General features: G+C 74.9%; 16 protein-coding genes. 14 read left to right on the top strand and 2 right to left on the bottom strand.

What is annotated here, in order from left to right; genetic code table 11:
* The first annotated feature begins 112 nt into the window (after positions 1–112).
* Positions 113–1,600, top strand: a complete 1,488-nt coding sequence (locus tag ACZ63H_RS29230) for a class I adenylate-forming enzyme family protein (protein ID WP_469870109.1) — start codon at positions 113–115, stop codon at positions 1,598–1,600.
* Here ACZ63H_RS29230 and ACZ63H_RS29235 read toward each other — a convergent pair.
* Positions 1,541–2,218, bottom strand: coding sequence for a 4'-phosphopantetheinyl transferase family protein (locus tag ACZ63H_RS29235; protein ID WP_469870111.1), 678 nt, complete (start codon positions 2,216–2,218; stop codon positions 1,541–1,543). The two genes, ACZ63H_RS29230 and ACZ63H_RS29235, sit on opposite strands and share 60 nt — an antisense overlap.
* Before the next feature lie 18 nt (positions 2,219–2,236).
* On the opposite strand from ACZ63H_RS29235, the gene ACZ63H_RS29240 reads away from it, so the two are divergent.
* The 11 genes from ACZ63H_RS29240 (at position 2,237) to ACZ63H_RS29290 (ending at position 15,450) form a co-directional block, all read left to right on the top strand.
* Positions 2,237–2,500, top strand: coding sequence for a phosphopantetheine-binding protein (locus ACZ63H_RS29240; protein ID WP_318204976.1), 264 nt, complete (start codon positions 2,237–2,239; stop codon positions 2,498–2,500).
* Positions 2,501–2,654: 154 nt separating this feature from the next.
* A complete protein-coding gene (locus ACZ63H_RS29245; protein WP_469870114.1) occupies positions 2,655–4,304 on the top strand; it encodes a class I adenylate-forming enzyme family protein in 1,650 nt (549 codons plus the stop codon).
* Positions 4,301–5,584, top strand: coding sequence for a beta-ketoacyl-[acyl-carrier-protein] synthase family protein (locus tag ACZ63H_RS29250; RefSeq protein WP_469870116.1), 1,284 nt, complete (start codon positions 4,301–4,303; stop codon positions 5,582–5,584). Before ACZ63H_RS29245 ends, ACZ63H_RS29250 begins: the two co-directional genes overlap by 4 nt.
* Complete coding sequence (gene hppD, locus ACZ63H_RS29255) at positions 5,581–6,645, top strand: 4-hydroxyphenylpyruvate dioxygenase (RefSeq protein ID WP_469870118.1); 1,065 nt, start codon at positions 5,581–5,583, stop codon at positions 6,643–6,645. Before ACZ63H_RS29250 ends, hppD begins: the two co-directional genes overlap by 4 nt.
* A gap of 46 nt (positions 6,646–6,691) precedes the next feature.
* Positions 6,692–7,609, top strand: a complete 918-nt coding sequence (locus tag ACZ63H_RS29260; protein WP_469870120.1) for a phytanoyl-CoA dioxygenase family protein — start codon at positions 6,692–6,694, stop codon at positions 7,607–7,609.
* Positions 7,609–8,505: a prephenate dehydrogenase gene (locus tag ACZ63H_RS29265; protein WP_469870122.1), complete on the top strand. Its 897-nt coding sequence runs from the start codon at positions 7,609–7,611 to the stop codon at positions 8,503–8,505. Before ACZ63H_RS29260 ends, ACZ63H_RS29265 begins: the two co-directional genes overlap by 1 nt.
* 67 nt (positions 8,506–8,572) lie before the next feature.
* Positions 8,573–10,525, top strand: a complete 1,953-nt coding sequence (locus ACZ63H_RS29270; protein WP_469870124.1) for an FAD/NAD(P)-binding protein — start codon at positions 8,573–8,575, stop codon at positions 10,523–10,525.
* Positions 10,522–12,009, top strand: coding sequence for a nitrosuccinate lyase (locus tag ACZ63H_RS29275; protein WP_469870126.1), 1,488 nt, complete (start codon positions 10,522–10,524; stop codon positions 12,007–12,009). The genes ACZ63H_RS29270 and ACZ63H_RS29275 overlap by 4 nt, the downstream gene beginning before the upstream one ends.
* Entirely contained in the window at positions 12,006–12,884 is an 879-nt protein-coding gene (locus ACZ63H_RS29280) for an alpha/beta hydrolase (RefSeq protein ID WP_469870128.1), read from the top strand. The genes ACZ63H_RS29275 and ACZ63H_RS29280 overlap by 4 nt, the downstream gene beginning before the upstream one ends.
* An 86-nt stretch (positions 12,885–12,970) precedes the next feature.
* A complete protein-coding gene (locus tag ACZ63H_RS29285; protein ID WP_469870130.1) occupies positions 12,971–14,422 on the top strand; it encodes an MFS transporter in 1,452 nt (483 codons plus the stop codon).
* 56 nt (positions 14,423–14,478) lie between these two features.
* Positions 14,479–15,450 (top strand): acyl-ACP desaturase, encoded by a 972-nt coding sequence (locus ACZ63H_RS29290; protein WP_469870132.1) that lies wholly within the window; start codon positions 14,479–14,481, stop codon positions 15,448–15,450.
* Between the two features lie 75 nt (positions 15,451–15,525).
* Here the strand turns inward: ACZ63H_RS29290 and ACZ63H_RS29295 are convergent, their stop codons facing one another.
* The gene (locus tag ACZ63H_RS29295; protein WP_469870134.1) at positions 15,526–15,690 is read right to left on the bottom strand and encodes a hypothetical protein; all 165 of its coding nucleotides are present in this window, start codon (positions 15,688–15,690) and stop codon (positions 15,526–15,528) included.
* 161 nt (positions 15,691–15,851) lie between these two features.
* Between ACZ63H_RS29295 and ACZ63H_RS29300 the strand changes: the two genes are divergently transcribed.
* The gene (locus ACZ63H_RS29300; RefSeq protein ID WP_469870136.1) at positions 15,852–16,718 is read left to right on the top strand and encodes an alpha/beta hydrolase; all 867 of its coding nucleotides are present in this window, start codon (positions 15,852–15,854) and stop codon (positions 16,716–16,718) included.
* Positions 16,715–17,494: an enoyl-ACP reductase FabI gene (fabI, locus tag ACZ63H_RS29305; RefSeq protein ID WP_469870138.1), complete on the top strand. Its 780-nt coding sequence runs from the start codon at positions 16,715–16,717 to the stop codon at positions 17,492–17,494. The genes ACZ63H_RS29300 and fabI overlap by 4 nt, the downstream gene beginning before the upstream one ends.
* Positions 17,495–17,623: the final 129 nt, after the last annotated feature.

Below are 17,623 nucleotides of genomic sequence, written 5' to 3' on the forward strand. Positions count from 1 at the left end.
GGATGTGCGGCAAACTCGCCAAAGTTTCGCTTGATTACTCGAAAGTAGTAGGCAACGATGAATCTGCGGCCCCGGGGGATACGAGGCAGCCGCAACGACAAAGCTTTGATTGGTGGGGATTTCCGTGGGGGAAGCGGTGCCGAAAAGGGCCGTTTGCAGTGAAGGCGCCTGGATAGACGACCTTTTACTCGCGGGGGACGGCCGTACGACCGTTCTCCGGCTGTCCGGGCCGGTCAGCAGGGGGGAACTGCGCCGGCTCGTCGCGGAGGAACAGGAGCGTCTGCGGGCCGCCGGCCTGGCGGCCGGGGGCACGCTCGCGGTGCGGGTGCCGCCCTCGCTCGCGTGCATCGTCGCCATGCTCGCCGGGTGGCGCACGGGAGCCCAAGTAGCCCTGCTGGACCACCGGCTGACCCCCCACGAGGTGGGCAAGGCGATCGCGCGGCTCACTCCGCAACTGGTCGTCGAGCCGGTCGGCGACGTCACCGGCCGGCTGCGCGGCCACTTCGACATCACCACCCGCGTCACCGCGCCGCACGGCGGCCGGCCGGCCGCCACACCGCACGCGCTGCTCCAGCTCAGCTCGGGCTCCACCGGCCCGTCCAAGGTCATCGGCCGCACGGTCGGCAGCCTCCTGACGGAACTCGACCGGTACGCCCGGCTGGACGGCTTCCCCCGCAGGGGCGAACGCACCGTCGTCCTGGCCTCGGTCGTCCACGTCCTCGGACTCGTCGGCGGACTGCTGCACGGACTCGCCGCCGGCACGGAGATCGTGCTGCCCGGCACCCAGACGGTCGACGGCATCCTCAGGGCCGTCGCCGCGGGCGACGCGCCGACCACCCTTCTCGGCGTCCCCTCGCAGGCCGCTCTCCTCACCGCGGCCCGGAACCCGCCGCGCCTCCCCCAGCTGCGCCGGATGATCGTCGGCGGCGAACTGGTGCGCGCGGACGTCTGGGAGCGGTTCACCCGCACCTACCGCGCCGACCTGGGCGCCATGTACGGCATGACGGAGGCCGGGGTCATCGCCACCGACCTCACCGGGGCCCACCGCCCCGGGCTCACCCCGGCGCCCGGGATGAGCGTGCGCGTCGAGGACGGCCAGATCCTGCTGGGCCTTCCCGACAACCCGTACGTGGGACCGGCCGACCCGGCCCGGTTCGTCGACGGCTGGCTGCGCACCAAGGACGCGGGCAGCCTCGACGCGGACACCGGCCTGCTCACCGTCCACGGGCGGCTGGACTCGCAGGTCTCCGTCGGCGGGCTGAAGGTCGACCTCGCCGAGGTCGAGGAGGTGCTCGGCGCCCTGCCGGGGGTGGCCGACGCCGTGGTCGTGCAGGGCACCGGCATCGAGGCCTTCGTCACCGTGCGGGAACAAGAGGTCTTCGACGGCCTCGCCGCCGCGCTCGCCGCGCGGCTCGCGCCGTACAAGCGGCCCCGCACGCTGCACGCCCTGCCCGAGATCCCGCGCACCGTCACCGGCAAACCGGTGCGCAACGCCGAGGTGCTGCGCACCGCCGCGCGCGCCGCGGCCCCCGCGGTCGGGTCAGCCCCGGGCGCCGGAGGCGATCCGGTGCACCTGGACGTGGACACCGCCCTCGCCTGAACCACCCCCGAGACCCCCGGTGTCACCGCACAGCGCGACACCGAGGACATGACGGCCGTCGTCGACGAGGACGGCGGCGGACGCCAGCGCGTCGGCACCGGGCAACGGGCTCGGCACCGGCCGGGCGTCCCGGCCCGGAGGCCAGTCCCGCGGCAACGGCATGCGACGGCTCATGCCACCGCCGCGCAGTCCCCGGCCGAGTGCCTTGCCGACGGCCTCCTTCTGCGTCCACAACCACAGGAAGGCCACCGAGCGTTCCGCCTCGGGCAGGGCGCCGATCCAGGCCGCCTCCGCGGGGTGGAGCCACGCCCGGGCCATCGGCTCGGCGCGCAGCGGCCGTACCCCTTCCACATCGACACCCACCGCGGCCCCGCGCGTCAGGGCGATGGCCACCGCCGTGCGCGTATGGGCCACGCTCACCCGCACGCCCTCGCCGGCCCCGCCGAGGAACGGCCGGCCGCCGGGTTCGTGCCCCACCCATACCCCGGACTCCGGGACGCCGAGCATCCCGGCCGCCCCCCGCAGCAGCAGGGCGCGTGCCGTACCGCGCTCGTCCCCGTCCGTGGTGCACCACAGCACCGTCACCGTGTCCGGGTCCATTCCCGGGTGCCCGTCCATGAAGCAGGAGTCAATCAAATGTCCGCTGAGGTTGAGAAGTTCATCATCGAGGCGCTGCAGAACATGAACTACGACGTGTCCGAGGTCACCGGCGACACCCCGCTCGGCCCGGCCGGCCTGGACCTGGAGTCCCTCTCGGTCGCCGAGATAGCGATCCAGGTCGAGGACACGTACGGGGTGAAGTTCGAGGAGGACGAGATGGAGACCGTCGCGCTGCTGACCGTCTCGGGCCTCGTCAAGGAGATCGTCGACCGGGCCTCCGCCGCCGCCGCGGCCAAGTGACCTGACGGCCGGCCACGGCCCGGCCCGCACGCCCCCTCCCGTCCCGCCCGCCCCGGCGGCGGGCGGGAGGGGCGGCGGCCGGCCGCCCCGGACGGCCGTGCGCGTACGCGAAGACCGAGACAGACAAAGGCCCGACAGTAGGGACCGACGGGAAATGAACCCGAAGAACGAGCGCGCGGAGCTCGCCGCCGATCAGCGGCTGGGCGTGGGCAACGTGCTGACCACACTGATCGAGCGGGGCACCGGCCTCGACCGACCGACCCTGACCTTCGACACCGAGGTGGACGGCCACCCGGCCTGGCAGGCCCTCACCCTGGCGGAGCTGGGCGAGCGCGTCGCCGCCCGGGCCGCCGCCCTGCACACCCTGGGCGTCAGGCCCCGGGACCCGGTCGCCGTCTGGGTGAGCGACGGCGCCGACCAGGTGCTCGGCTATCTGGCACTGGCCCGCCTGGGCGCGATCCCCGCGCTCGTCAACGGCAGGCTCCCCGCCGAGCAGGCGGCCGAGTACATCAGGCGGCTGGGCGCCGTCGGGGTCATCGCCGACCGCCCGCACCGGGACGCGCTGTCCTCGGCCGGCAGCACCACCCCGCTGCTCGCGGACCCCGCCGACCTGGGCACCGGCGACCCCGGCGCGGCCCCCGCGGCCTACCGGCACCACGGCGGTGAGCCCGTGGTCGTCACCCACTCCTCCGGCACGACCGGCCTGCCCAAGGCGGTCGTCCACTCCCACCACAGCCTGTTCGCGGCCATCCGGCACCGGCTGTCCCTGCCCAAGGGCCAGGGCCTGGACCGGATGCTGGGCGCGCTGCCCTCCGCGCACGCGGCCACCGTCATCGCCGTGAACCTCGCCCTGACCAACCGCGCCCAGCTGGCCGTCCTCTCCCGGCAGAGCGGCACCCTGGTGCTCGACGCCATCGAGTCCTGGCAGCCCGCCAGCGTCCTCGGCTTCGCCGCCACCTGGTCGGAGCTGGCGGGCGAGGACCTGTCCCGGCGCGACCTCGCCTCCGTGCGCACCTGGTGGAACACCGGGGACTGCGCGCACGAGGCGCACATCCGCAAGCTCATCGCGAACGGCACGCGCGAGTCGGTCACCGCCCAGGGGCGGGTGACGCGGCCCGGCTCGTTCTTCGTGGACGGCCTCGGCTCCTCGGAGATGGGGCACTCCCAGTTCCACATCACGCACACCCCCGACACCGGGCGCTACGGCCGCTGCATCGGCAGGCCGCACGCCTTCTCCGACATCGCGGTCGTCGACGACGACGGCGAGCGGCTGGGCACCGGCGAGGTGGGCCAGCTGGCCGTCAAGGCGCCGACGCTGTCCCTGGGTTACTGGAACGACTCGGTGACCACCTACCGCACCCGCCGGGACGGCTACTTCCTCACCGGCGACCTCGTCTACCGCGACGAGGAGGGCTACTACTACCACGTGGACCGCCTGGTGGACGCCGTCGACCTCGGCGACGGCCACCGCCTGTACACCATGCTGTGCGAGGAGCGGGTCCTCGCCGACTGCGCCGACGTGCTGGAGTGCACGGTCGTCGCGGTGCCCACGGACGGCCGGGTCGCGACCTCGGTGCTGCTCGTGCTCGACCCGGCGGCGGACCGGGACGCCGACCGCACCGACGAGGTGCTCGCCGCGCTGGAGCCGTGGGTGGCCCGCACCGTCGAGCGCGTGGTCGTGGTCGAACCCGACCGCATCCCGCTCGGCGCGACCGGCAAGGTCCGCAAGTTCCTGCTGCGCCGGCGCTTCCTGGACGGCGAGCTGCTGGGCCGGGAGACCTCCGCGAAGCAGGTCGCCGTATGACCGCCGCCCTCCCCGGTGCCGTGATCACCGGGCTCGGCACCTTCACCCCGCTCGGCCGGGGCGCCGCCGACACCTTCGACGCGCTGTGCCACGGCAAGTCCGGGCTGCGCAGGCCGCCGGAGGGACACCTGCTCGACGGCACCGTGGGCAGCGCCGGCATCGCCCCGGACATCGAGGCGCGCGAGGTGCTGCCGCCCAGTGAGGGCCGGCTCGTCGACCGCTACGCCCTGATGGCCCTGGCCGCCGCCGACGACGCCCTCGCCGACGCGGGGATCGTGGTGGGCCGGGACGTCGACCCCGAGCGCGTCGCGGTCGTCGTCTCCAGCGGCGCGGGCGGCCTGACCACGTACGAGGCGCAGGCCCACGAGCGGGTCCGGCGCGGCCCGACGGCGGTCAGCCCCTATCTGCTGCCCGGCATGCTGCCCAACATGGCGGCGGCCCGGATCGCCATCAAGCACGGCATCCGGGGCTGGAGTTCGGCCGTCGCCACCGCCTGCGCGGCCGGTGCCCACGCCGTGGCGGAGGCCGCCCGGCTGATCCGCTACGGCGAGGCCGACGTGGTGGTCTGCGGCGGCGCCGAGGCACCGCTCAACCCGACCTCCGCGCTGGCGTTCGCCCACGCCCGGGCCCTGGCGAGCGGCTGGGACGACGACCCGGAGGCGGCCAGCCGTCCCTTCGACCGCCGCCGCAACGGGTTCGTGCTGGCGGAGGGCGCCGGGGTGCTGGTCGTGGAGCGCGTCGAGCACGCCGACGCCCGGGGCGCCGCGGGCTACGCCGACCTGCTCGGCTGGGGCGCCACCACCGACGCCTTCAAGCCCACCGCGCCGCGCCCCGACGGCGAGGGGGCCGCGCAGGCCATGCGCGGGGCGCTGCGCACCGGCGGTCTGACGCCCGACGACGTCGGCTACGTCAACGCGCACGGCACCGCCACCAAGCTGGGCGACATCGCCGAGGCGAGGGCCGTACGGGCCGTGTTCGGGGAGCGTTCGCCGGCCGTGAGCAGCACCAAGTCCATGACCGGGCACCTGCTCGGCGGCTCCGGCGCGGTGGAGGCCGCGATCTGCGCCCTCGCCGTCGCGCGCGGCACGCTGCCGCCCACGCACAACCTCGACGAGGTCGACCCGGACTGCGACCTCGACCACGTACGGGGCGAGGCCCGGCGCACCCCCGTAAGGGCCGCGCTGTCCAACTCGTTCGCCTTCGGCGGCCACAACGTCAGCCTGCTGTTCGGCACCGCCGGCACCCGCGTCCGGCGCCGCGAAGAGGGAGAGAGCACGTGAACATCGGAGCCGTGGACCACGTCGAGTTCTACGTCGGCGACGCCCGGCAGTCGGCGTTCTACCTGTGCACCGCGTTCGGCTTCCGGCTGCGCGGCCAGGCGGGTCCCGAGACGGGCCGCGCGGACAGCCGGTCCCTGCTGCTGAGCCAGGGCGGCATCGACCTCGTGCTCACCTCCGCGCTGACGCCCGGTCATCCGGCGGCGCACTACGTCTCCCGGCACGGCGACGGGGTGGCCAACATCGCCTTCGAGGTCCCGGACGCCGCCGAGGCGTTCGCGACCGCGGTCGAGCGGGGGGCGACGCCGGTGGAGGAGCCCGTCACGCACGGCCGGGGCGGCACCGAGGTCGTCACGGCGTCCGTGCTCGGCTTCGGCGACGTGGCGCACCGCTTCGTGCAGCGGACCGGGGACCGGGCCGACTTCCTGCCCGGCACGATGGACATCTTCGCCGACGACCCCGACGAGAGCGAGCGGCTGCTGCACACCGTCGACCACGCGGCGATCTGCCTGCCGGCGGGCGCGCTGCGGCCGACGGTCGCCTTCTACGAGGAGGTCTTCGGGTTCCGCCAGATCTTCGAGGAGTTCATCGAGGTCGGCGAGCAGGCCATGGACTCCAAGGTGGTGCAGAGCCCGTCCGGTGAGGTCACCTTCACGCTCATCGAACCGGTGACGGACCGTCAGCCCGGCCAGATCGACACGTTCCTGGAGCGTCACGGCGGCGCCGGGGTGCAGCACCTCGCGCTGCTCACCGACGACATCGTCACCGCGGTGCCGGCCATGGAGGCGCGCGGCGTCGGCTTCCTGGACACCCCGGGCACCTACTACGACGAGCTGGCCGGGCGGCTGGGCGAGCCGGAGCTGCGCATCGAGGACCTGCGGCGCACCAACGTCCTGGTCGACCGGGACCACTGGGGCCAGGTCTTCCAGATCTTCACCCAGTCCATGCACGTGCGGAAGACCTTCTTCTGGGAGGTCATCGACCGGCACGGGGCCCGCACGTTCGGCAGCGGCAACATCAAGGCGCTCTACGAGGCCGTGGCCCGCGAGAAGGCACCGGCCTGACGCCGGCCGACGCCCACCACCCCCTTCAAGGCACACGAGGAAGACCGTGACTGTTCAGGACCCCACCGCTTTCACCCTGACCGAGGAGGAGCGCGCGCTCCTGCCCACCGACGAGGACGTGGCCTTCTACGCCGAGCACGGCTGGTACCTGTCCAAGAAGATCTTCACCGACGAGGAGACCGCACGGCTGGAGGCCGCCAGCGAGCGCTTCTACGCCGGTCACCGCGACCGTACGCTGCCGGTCCGCCCGCCGAAGCTCGCGTACTGGGAGCCGGAGCACGGTCCCGTGCAGCGGCACAACGACTACATCCACTACGAGGACGACACGATCGGCGCCGTCCTGCGCAAGCCGCTGCTCGGCGCGGTGGCCGCGCGGCTCGCCGAGGCCGCGGAGATCAGGGTGTTCCAGTCCACCCTGATCTACAAGCCGCCGGTGGCCGGGGAGCCGTCGAACATCGTGCCCTGGCACTTCGACCGGCACTACTGGGCCACCTCCACCTCCGAGCGGATGCTGACCGCGTTCATCCCCTTCCACGACTGCGACGAGGAGCTGGGCACCATCACGATGGTGGACGGCAGCCACCACTGGAAGGAGACCGCCGCCAACGACGCGACGTCCCTGCACTTCGCCGAGCGGGACCGGGGCGAACTCGACCAGATGCTGGAGGAGAACGCCGCGTACAACAACACGGAGGTCCGCAAGGTCCCGATGGTGATCCCCCGGGGCCACGTCAGCTTCCACCACTGCCGCACCTACCACGGCAGCGGCGCCAACGTCGGCGACCGGCCCCGCCGCGCCATCTCCTTCCACCTCCAGGACGGCGAGAACCGCTACCGGCCCTTCCGCCGCTCCGACGGCACCCCGGTGGCGTACAACCACGACGTGCTGGTGCGCAGGACCGCCGAGGGGACCCCGGACTACGCGGACCCCGAGTTCCTGCCGGTGCTGTGGCGCACCCGCTGATGCGCACCGTCGCGGTGGTGGGCACGGGCCTGATCGGCACGTCGATCGCGCTGGCGCTGCGCGCCCGGGGCATCACCCCCTACCTCCTCGACGACGACCCCGAGGCCGCGCGCACCGCCGCCGGCCTCGGCGCGGGGGTGGTGGGAGCGCCGCGCACCCCGGTGGACCTGGCCGTCCTCGCAGTACCCCCGCAGCACGTCGCCACGTCGCTGCGCCTCCAGCAGACGCGGGCGCTGGCCCACGACTTCACCGACGTCTCCAGCGTGAAGGCGCGGCCGCAGCGGGAGGCCGCGGAGCTGGGCTGCGACCTGGCCCGCTTCGTGGGCGGGCACCCCATGGCGGGCCGGGAGCAGTCGGGGCCGCTCGCGGCGCTGCCCGACCTGTTCCACGGCCGGCCCTGGGTGCTGACCCCGGCGGGCCAGGCCGGCCGGCGGGCGGTCGGCCGGGCGACGGAGCTGGCCCGGCTGTGCGGGGCGCGCCCGGTGGTGATGGAGCCCGCCCAGCACGACCGGGCGGTGGCCCTCGTCTCGCACACCCCGCACCTGGTCGCGAGCCTGCTCGCGGGCCGGCTGCTGGACGGCGAGGAATCACAGCTCCAGCTGGCCGGCCAGGGGCTGCGCGACGCCACCCGGATCGCCGCGGGCGACGCCGGCCTGTGGACGGACATCCTCAGCTCCAACGCGGCGGCCGTCGTGGAGGTGCTGACGGAGCTGGCCGGGGAGCTGGAGACGGCCCTCGGCGCCCTGCGGGAGCTGGCCGAGGCCCCCGCGGCCCCGGGCGCCGACGGCCGGGCCCGGCTCACCGCGGCCCTGGCCCGCGGGGTGCGCGGGCGCGGCCTCATCCAGGGGCGGGCCCCCGGCGGCCTGCGGCTGAGCGGTGCCGCCGCCGGGACATGAGGCGCCGCCCCGCCCCCGGCGGGCGACCGGGCCCACGACGACCTTCGACCCAGTGGAGCAAGTGACTATGACCAGCCGACGGCTCGACGTCTGCGTGATCGGTGCCGGGCCCCGCGGCCTCTCGGTCCTCGAACGGCTGTGTGCGAACGCCGCGGCGGACCCGGACCGCCCCGCGCTCACCGTGCACATGGTCGACCCGTATCCCCCCGGCGCCGGGCGGGTGTGGCGCACCGACCAGTCCGAGCACCTGCTGATGAACACGGTGGCCTCCCAGGTCACGATGTTCACCGACGACAGCGTGCGGATCGAGGGGGCGCTCGCCCCTGGGCCGAGCCTGTACGAGTGGGCGCGCTTCCTCACCCTGATCGGCCCCATGGACGGCGCGCGCCACGACGAGCGGGTGCTCGCCGAGGCCCGCGCGCTCGGCCCCGACTCGTATCCCACCCGCGCCTTCTACGGCCACTATCTGGAGTGGGTCTTCCAGCGGGTCACCCGGACCGCGCCGGGCGGCCTGACCACCGTGGTGCACCGGGCCCGCGCGGTCGGCCTGACCGACGAGCCGGACGGCACCCAGCGGGTGCGGCTCGACGACGGCCGGAGCCTGGCCGGCCTGGCCGCCGTGGTCCTCGCCCAGGGCCACCTGCCGGTACGGCGCTCCGGCCGCCAGCGGGAGCTGGCCGAGTTCGCCGCGGCGCACGGGCTCGGTTACGTCACGCCCGCCAACCCGGCGGACGTGGACCTGTCGGGGGTGCGCCCCGGCGAGACGGTGGCCCTGATCGGGCTGGGGCTCAACTTCTTCGACCACACCGCCCTGTTGACGCTCGGCCGGGGCGGCCGGTTCGAGCGGCAGGACGGCCGGCTGGTCTACCTGCCGTCCGGGCGGGAGCCCCGGCTGGTGGCCGGCTCCCGCCGGGGCCTGCCCTTCCACGCCCGGGGCGAGAACCAGAAGGGCCCGCACGGGCGGCACGAACCGGCCGTGCTGACCCCGGAGGTGATCGAGGAGCTGCGGGAGCGGTCCCGGCGCCTCGGCGGCATCGACTTCCGCGAGACGGTGTGGCCGCTGGTCGCCAAGGAGGCCGAGACCGTCTACTACACCGCGCTGCTCACGGCCGCGGACCGGACGGCGGACGCGCGCCGGCTGCGCGCGGCCTATCTCGCGGCACCGCCGGGGAGCCGCCGCGAGCGGGACCTCCTCGACGAGTTCGGCGTGGCGCCGGCCGACCGCTGGGACTGGGACCGGATCGCCCGCCCGTACGCGGGACGCGCCTTCGTCTCGCCGGCGGACTTCCGGGGCTGGCTGGTCGCCCACCTGCGCGCGGACCTGGCGGCGGCGCGGGCCGGCAACGTCGACGGGCCGCTGAAGGCGGCGCTCGACGTGCTGCGCGACCTGCGCAACGAGCTGCGGCTCCTGATCGACCACGGCGGCCTCACCGGGCGCTCGCACCGGCGCGACCTGGACGGCTGGTACACGCCGTTGAACGCGTTCCTGTCCATCGGGCCGCCCGCCGGGCGGATCGAGGAGGCGATCGCCCTGATCGAGGCGGGGGTGCTGGACGTGCTCGGCCCCGACGCCCGCGCCGGGGCGGACCGGGCACGGGGGACGTTCACGATCGAGTCCGCGGCGGTGCCCGGCTCCCGGGTCCGGGCCGGCACCCTCATCGAGGCGCGGCTGCCGGAGACCGACCTGCGCACGACCGCCGATCCGCTGCTGCGCCGGCTCCTCGCCGCCGGGCGGTGCCGCCCGCACCGGATCGGCGACCCGGAGGGGACGTCGTACGAGACGGGCGGCCTCGCCGTCACCGGGGCGCCGTTCCGGGTGATCGACGCCGAGGGCCGGGCGCATCCGCGCCGGTTCGCCTTCGGGGTGCCCACGGAGTCCGTGCACTGGGCGACGGCGGCCGGCATCCGTCCCGGGGTGAACTCGGTGACGCTCCAGGACTCGGACGCCGTCGCGCGTGCCGTCCTCGCGGCGGCGGACCGGCGGCCGGACGACGAGATGATCGGAGAGCTGACCAGGTGAGCACCCCCGGCACGCACACCCCTGAGACGGACACCCCCGGCGCGGGCGCGCCCCTCGTCGACGCCGGGCTGCTGAGCCCGGTGCGCGCCGGCAGCCGCGCCGAGGAGACCACCTCCGACCAGGCGTGGCTCCAGGCGATGCTGGACGCGGAGGCGGCGCTGGTACGGGCCCAGGCGCACCTGGGCAACGTGCCGGTCCAGGCGGCGCGGACCATCACCCGGCTGGCCCGCGCCGACCGCCTGGACCTGCGCGCGCTGGCCGTGCTCGGCCGGGGCGCGGCCAATCCGGTGGTGGCCGTGGTGCGGGCGTTCACCGACCTGGTGGCAGCCGTGGACCCGGCCGCCGCGGACCAGGTGCACCGGGGCTCGACCAGCCAGGACATCCTGGACACCGCCGCGATGCTGGTGGCCGCCCGCACGCTGGACGTGTTGCTGGCCGACCTGGACGAGGTGGCCGGCTCGCTGCGCGCGCTGGCCGGCGCGCACACGGGAACGCTGATGGCGGGCCGGACGCTCGCGCTGCACGCCGTGCCGACCACGTTCGGCCTCAAGGCGGCCGGCTGGCTGGTGGCCGTGACGGAGGCGGCGGACCGGCTGCGCCGGCTGCGCGCCGGGGGACTGGTCGTCCAGCTCGGCGGCGCGGCGGGCACGCTCGCGGGCTACGTCGAGTACGAGCGGCTGGACAGGGAGGCGCGGGGCGAGCCCCCGGAGCCCGGGTACGCGCGCCGGCTGACGGAGCGGTTCGCCGTGGAGACCGGCCTCGGCGCCCCGGTCCTGCCGTGGCACAGCCACCGGGCGCCCGTCGCCGCGCTGGCCGCCGAACTGGCCCTGGTCTCCGGGGTGCTGGGCAAGATCGCGGTGGATGTGCAGTCGCTGGCGCGCACCGAGACCGCCGAGGTGGCGGAGCCGGCGGCGGCCGGGCGGGGGGTCTCCTCGGCGATGCCGCACAAGCGCAACCCGGCGCTGGCCACGCTGATCCGCTCGGCCGCCCTCCAGGTGCCCGCGTACGCGGGTGTGCTGGCGCAGGCGATGCTCTCGGAGGACGAGCGGTCGGCCGGTGCCTGGCACGCGGAGTGGCTGCCGCTGCGCGAGTGCCTGCGGCTGGCGGGCGGCGCGGCGCACACCGCGCGGGAGCTGGTGGCCGGGCTGGTGGTGGCGCCCGGGAGGATGCGCGCCAACCTGGAGCTGACCGGCGGGCTGATCGTCTCCGAGCGGCTCGCGGCGGTGCTGGCGTCCGTGCTCGGCAAGGCGACGGCCAAGGAGGTGGTGAGCCGGGCCGCCGCCGAGAGCGCCGCCACCGGCCGCCCCCTGCCCGAGGTCCTCGCGGCCGCCCCCGAACTCGCCGGCCGCTTCGACGCCGCCGCCCTCGGCACCCTTGTGGACCCGGCCGCGTACACGGGGGCGGCCGGGGAGCTGACCGACCGGGCGCTCCGCGCGGCCGGGGGCCCGGCCGCCCGGGACCGGGTGCCGGGGGCCGGACGGTGACCCGGGGTGCCGCGCTGGTCGGTACGGCCCTCAACGCGCTGGCCCGGCCGGCCCCGGGCCTGGCGGGGCGGGCCGCCTACGCGCTGTTCCGTCATCCGCTGCGGCGGGGCAGGGTGCTGCCCGGGGAGCGCGCCGTCCACGAGCGGGCCGCGGTCGAGGAGCTGGCCCTCGGCGGCAGACGGGTGCGGGTCTACCGGTGGGGGGACGGCGCGCGGCCGGTGCTGATGCTGCACGGCTGGCAGTCCCGGGCCTCGCGGTACGCGGGTCTGGTGCCGCGGCTGGAGGCGCTGGGGCTGACCGGGATCGCGTTCGACGCGCCCGGGCACGGCGACTCGGAGGGCGGCACCACCACGATCCTGGAGTACGGCGAGATCAGCCGGCTCCTCCAGGAGCGGTACGGGGTGTTCCACACGGTGGCCGCCCACTCCCTCGGTGCCACCGCCGCCTTCCTGGCGCTGCGCCGCGGGCTGCGGGCCGAGCGTCTGGTCACGGTCGCCGCGGTGAAGGATTTCGGCCATTTTCCCGACGAGTTCGCCCGCATCCTCGGGCTCGGGCCCGGCCTCGGGCAGGACCTCCGCCTCCGGATCGAGCACCGGCTCTTCGCGCAGGTCCCGGACCCCTGGGGGGAGTTCGACGCCACCTCGCGCCCCGGGGAGATCGGGGTACGGATGCGGATCATCCACGACACGGACGACGACATGGTCCCCGTCGCCCACGCGCACGCGCTGAAGTCCGCGTACGGGGACCGGGCGGAGCTGGTGCTCACCCGCGGCCTGGGGCACCGCAAGGTGCTGGGCGCGGCGGCGGTGATCGACAGCGCGATGGAATTCATCGCGCCGGAATCGACGGCAAGCCGGGAAGTCCCTTTTAAATGAACGCACGGTCGTCTACTTTTACGCCAGTGGGCGCGGCCGCTGCGGACCGGGTGACGGCGGCGCATCGGACGAAGGGACCACCTCGCATGACGACCGCCTCACCCCATTCGCCGGACACCGGTCCGGCCCAGACGGCCCAGGACGACGCCGGTGGCGCACCGGGGACGTCCGCGACGGCGGCGGCAGCGGCCAAGCTCGCCCTGCTCGTCGCGTCCGGCGCCACGTTCCTCGCCGTGCTCGACACCACGGTGGTGAACATCGCCTTCGCGGATCTGCGCGCCGACTTCCGCGACGCCTCGCTCTCCCAGCTCACCTGGGTCGTGACGGCGTACACCGTCGTGTTCGCCGCGCTGCTGGCCGTCGCCGGCCGGGTCGCCGACACCATCGGGCGCAAGAAGCTGTTCGTCTGGTCCGCTGCCGTCTTCCTGGTCGCCTCGCTGCTCAGCGGGCTGGCCACCGGGGTGCCGATGCTGATCGCGGCCCGGGCCCTGCAAGGGGTGGGCGCCGCGGGGCTGATCCCCTCGGCGCTCGGCCTGGTGCTCCAGCACACTCCCCCGGCCCGCCGTCAGGTCGCCATCGGTGTCTGGGGAGCGGTGGGCAGCATGGCCGCCGCCGTCGGCCCGAGCCTCGGCGGACTCCTGGTGGACGCCTGGGGCTGGCGCAGCGTCTTCCTGATCAACCTGCCGATCGGGCTCGTCATCCTGGCCGGCGCGGTCCGGCTCACCGGCGACCGGCCGACCGGGCGCAGGCTGCCCGACCCGGCCGGCACCCTCGCCTTGGCGCTCGGTGTCGGAGGTGTCGTCTTCGGCGTCACCCAGGGCACGGAGTGGGGCTGGGGCAGCGCACGCGTGCTCGGCCTGCTCGTCGGCGGTGCGGTGCTGCTCGCGCTCGCCCTGCTGCTGTCCGGGCGGCACGCCGCGCCCGCCATCGAGCTGGACCTCTGGCGCAGCCGCGCCTTCGCGGCCACCAACGCCACCTCGCTGCTGTTCGGCGCGGCGATGTACTCCTACCTCCTCAGCTCGCTGCTGTTCCTGAACGCGGTGTGGGGCTACTCCGAGCTGAAGGCCGGGCTGGCGGTCACACCGGGCGCCTTCGCGTCCGCGCTCGGCGCCATCGTCGTCGGGCGCCGGGTCGGGCCGGCCGGCCAGTGGGCCGCGGTCGCCGTCGGCTCGGCGCTCTTCGGCGCCTCGTGCGCGGGGATGTACCTGCTGCTGGGCACCGAGCAGCGTTACGCGGCGGTGTGGCTGCCCCTCGGCGTCCTCGCCGGCATCGGCATCGGCGCGGCGCTGACCGCGATCTCCAACGCGGCCACGGCGTCGCTGCCGCCGCAGCGCTTCGCCTCCGGCACCGGCCTGCTGATGACCACCCGCCAGATCGGCGGCGCCCTCGGCATCGCCGCCCTCGCGGCCATCCTGGAGCGCCACGACGTCCTCGACGACGAGGGCTACCTGCGGGTGTTCCTCGCCTGCGCCATCGGGGCCGCGGCCGCCGCCGCGGCGGCCTTCGCGATCCGGTCCCGGCCCGCCCAGAACCCGTAACCGCCAGGTCCCGGCGGGGGCCGCCGGCTCCCGCGACGATGTGAAGAAGAGAGCGCATGCCACCCATCGACCGATCCGACCGCTCCGCCGCGCGAGCCGAGCACGCCCTGCTGGCGGACCTCCAGCCGGTGGTGGAGGAGAACCTCCACCGTCATCTGGACGTCGCCAAGGAGTGGTTCCCGCACGAGTACATCCCGTGGAGCGAGGGCCGTACGTTCGACGGCCCGCTCGGCGGACAGCCGTGGACCGACGCCGAGGCCACGCTGCCGGAGGTGGCCCGCACCTCCCTGGTGGTCAACCTGCTCACGGAGGACAACCTGCCCGGCTACCACTTCGCGGTGGCCGAGTTCGGCAAGGACGGCGCGTGGGGCACCTGGGTGGACCGCTGGACCGCGGAGGAGGCCCGGCACGGCACCGCGCTGCGCGACTACCTCCTGGTGACCCGGGCCGTCGACCCCCGGGCCCTGGAACGTGCCCGCATGACGCACATGTCGGGCGGGTACGAGCGGCCCGACGGCTTCAGCGCGCTGCACGCGATCGCGTACGCCGCGTTCCAGGAGCTGGCCACGCGCATCTCGCACCGCAACACCGGCCAGGCGAGCACCGATCCGCGGTGCGAGGCGCTGCTCGCGCGGATCGCCGCGGACGAGAACCTGCACATGGTCTTCTACCGCAACCTGGTCGAGGCGGCGTTCGAGCTGGTGCCGGACACCGCGATGCGGGTCGTGCGGGACGTGGTCGTCGGCTTCGAGATGCCGGGCTCCACCATCAAGGACTTCGGCCGCAAGTCGGCGGAGATCGCCATCGCGGGCATCTACGACCTCCGCCTCCACCACGACAGCGTCGTCACGCCCGTCCTGCGCAGGCTCGGGGTCTTCGAACGCACGGACCTCGGCCCGGACGGCGAGCGGGCCCGCGAGGAACTCGCCGTCTTCCTCGACCGGCTGGACAAGAAGGCGACGTCGTTCACGACCCGCCGCGAGGGCATCCGCGCGGCCCGCGCCAAGCGGGAGGCGGAAGCCGCCTGACCCGGCGGCGGTACGGGGAGGGGGGCGGCCCGGACACGGCCGCCCCCCTCCCCCTCGCTCGTCCGGCGGGCCCGGTCAGGGCCGCGCCGTGTGCACGGGCTCGCCCGTGCCGGCCGCCGGGGCGCTCCCGGCGGGCCGGTCGCCCAGGAGCTGGGCGTCGATCACCGAGTCCAGGTGGTCCTTGATCCACTGATTGGGGCCGGGCTCCGCGGCGCGGGGGTCGGGGTGCGGGATCGTCATGTCGTCCTCCAACGGGGAGTGCTGACGGCGGGCAGCATATTAGCACGACCGTCCGTTTACTTTCCTGGAGCGCTGGTTCATGATGAATATGAGCGAACGATCGTGCTCATAAATGCGCCCGGAAACCCCTCGCGCACCACCGAACAACTGGAGGATGTGTCATGGATCTCGCGACGGCGGCCGCCGAACCGGCCCTGAGCGCGCAGGGGGAGGCCATGTTCGACCTGTTCCGCAGGCCGCAGGGGCGCAGCAGACCCCGGCCCGACGAGCGGGCGGTCATCGAGAGCGCGCGGACCGGCGAGCTGACCGCCGGGAGCGGCGGGGTCGTCACCTACGCGTGGGGCGACGGCGCGCGCCCGGTGCTGCTGGTGCACGGCTGGGAGTCGCGTGCCTCGCGCTACGCCAAGCTCATCACCCGGCTCCTCGCGCTCGGTTACAGCCCGGTGTCCTTCGACGCTCCGGGGCACGGCGAGTCCGGGGGCGACACCACCACCCTGGCCGAGTACCGCGCCCTCATCGGCGGACTGCACCGCGCCCACGGGGACTTCGCGGCCGTGGTCGGCCACTCCTTCGGGGCGCTGGCGCTGTTCCTGTCGTTGTCCGAGGGGCTGCGCGCCGACCGGATCGTGGCCGTCAGCACGGTCCCCGACTTCTCCTACCTGGTCGACTCCTTCAGCGCCCACCGGGCCCTGGACGCGCGGACGGACGCGGAGCTGCGCCACCGCCTGGACCGGCACCTGTACCCGGGCGAGGACATGTGGACCCGTTTCTCCGTCCTCCACCACGCCCCGCGCGTACGCGTCCCCCTGCTCCTGATCCACGACGAGAACGACGAGGCCGTGGGCGCGGAGCAGGCGGAGCGCCTCGCCGGGGCCTTCGCGGACCGGGCCCGGCTGGTCCTCACCCGCCGGCTCGGGCACCGGCGGATCCTCGGTTCCCCCCTGGTCGTCGACACGATCGCCGGGTTCCTCACCGGGCAGGACTCCCCCGCGGAGCACGGCGGCAAGACGGAGGTGGCGGCACGATGACCGGACTGCTCACGGGCAAGCGGATCCTGGTGACGGGGGTCCTGATGGAGTCCTCGATCGCCTTCCACACCGCCCGCCTCGCCCAGCAGCAGGGAGCCGAGGTCGTCCTCACGGGATACGGCCGGCTCGCCCTGGTGGAGCGGATCGCCCGGCGCCTGCCCGAGCCCGCCGTCCTGCTCGAACTCGACGTCCAGGACAAGGGACACCTGGAGAGCCTGGCCGGCCGGATCCGGGAGCGGGTGGGCCGCGACGCGCGCCTGGACGGGGTCGTGCACTCCATCGCCTTCGCGCCGCAGGACGCGATGGGCGGCAACTTCCTCGCCACCGGCTGGGACTCGGTGGCGACCGCGGTCGAGGTGTCCGCCTACTCCCTCAAGGCGCTCGCCATGGCGTGCCTGCCGCTGCTGGAGGAACGCGGCGGGTCGATCGTGGGCCTGGACTTCGACGCGGGCGTGGCCTGGCCCGCGTACGACTGGATGGGGGTGGCCAAGGCCGCCCTGGAGGCCACCTCCCGCTATGTCGCCCGGGATCTCGGGCCGCGCGGCATCCGCTGCAACCTGGTGGCGGCCGGGCCCGTGAAGACCATGGCGGCCCGGCACATCCCGGGGTTCGAGACCTTCCGCGAGGTGTGGGACACCCGCGCCCCGATCGGCTGGGACCTCTCCGACCCGGAGCCGGCCGCCCGCGCCGTCGTCGCCCTGCTGTCCGACTGGTTCCCCCGGACGACCGGGGAGATCGTGCACGTGGACGGCGGGGTGCACGCCATCGGGGCGTGAGCGCGAGCGCGGGGCACGGGGGCGGGGGGGGGGGGGGGGGGGGGGGGGGGGGGGGGGGGGGGGGGGGGGGGGGGGGGGGGGGGGGGGGGTGGGGGGGGAGGGGGGGGGGGGGGGGGTGGGGGGGGTGAA

Source organism: Streptomyces sp. NPDC104831 (assembly GCF_055583025.1).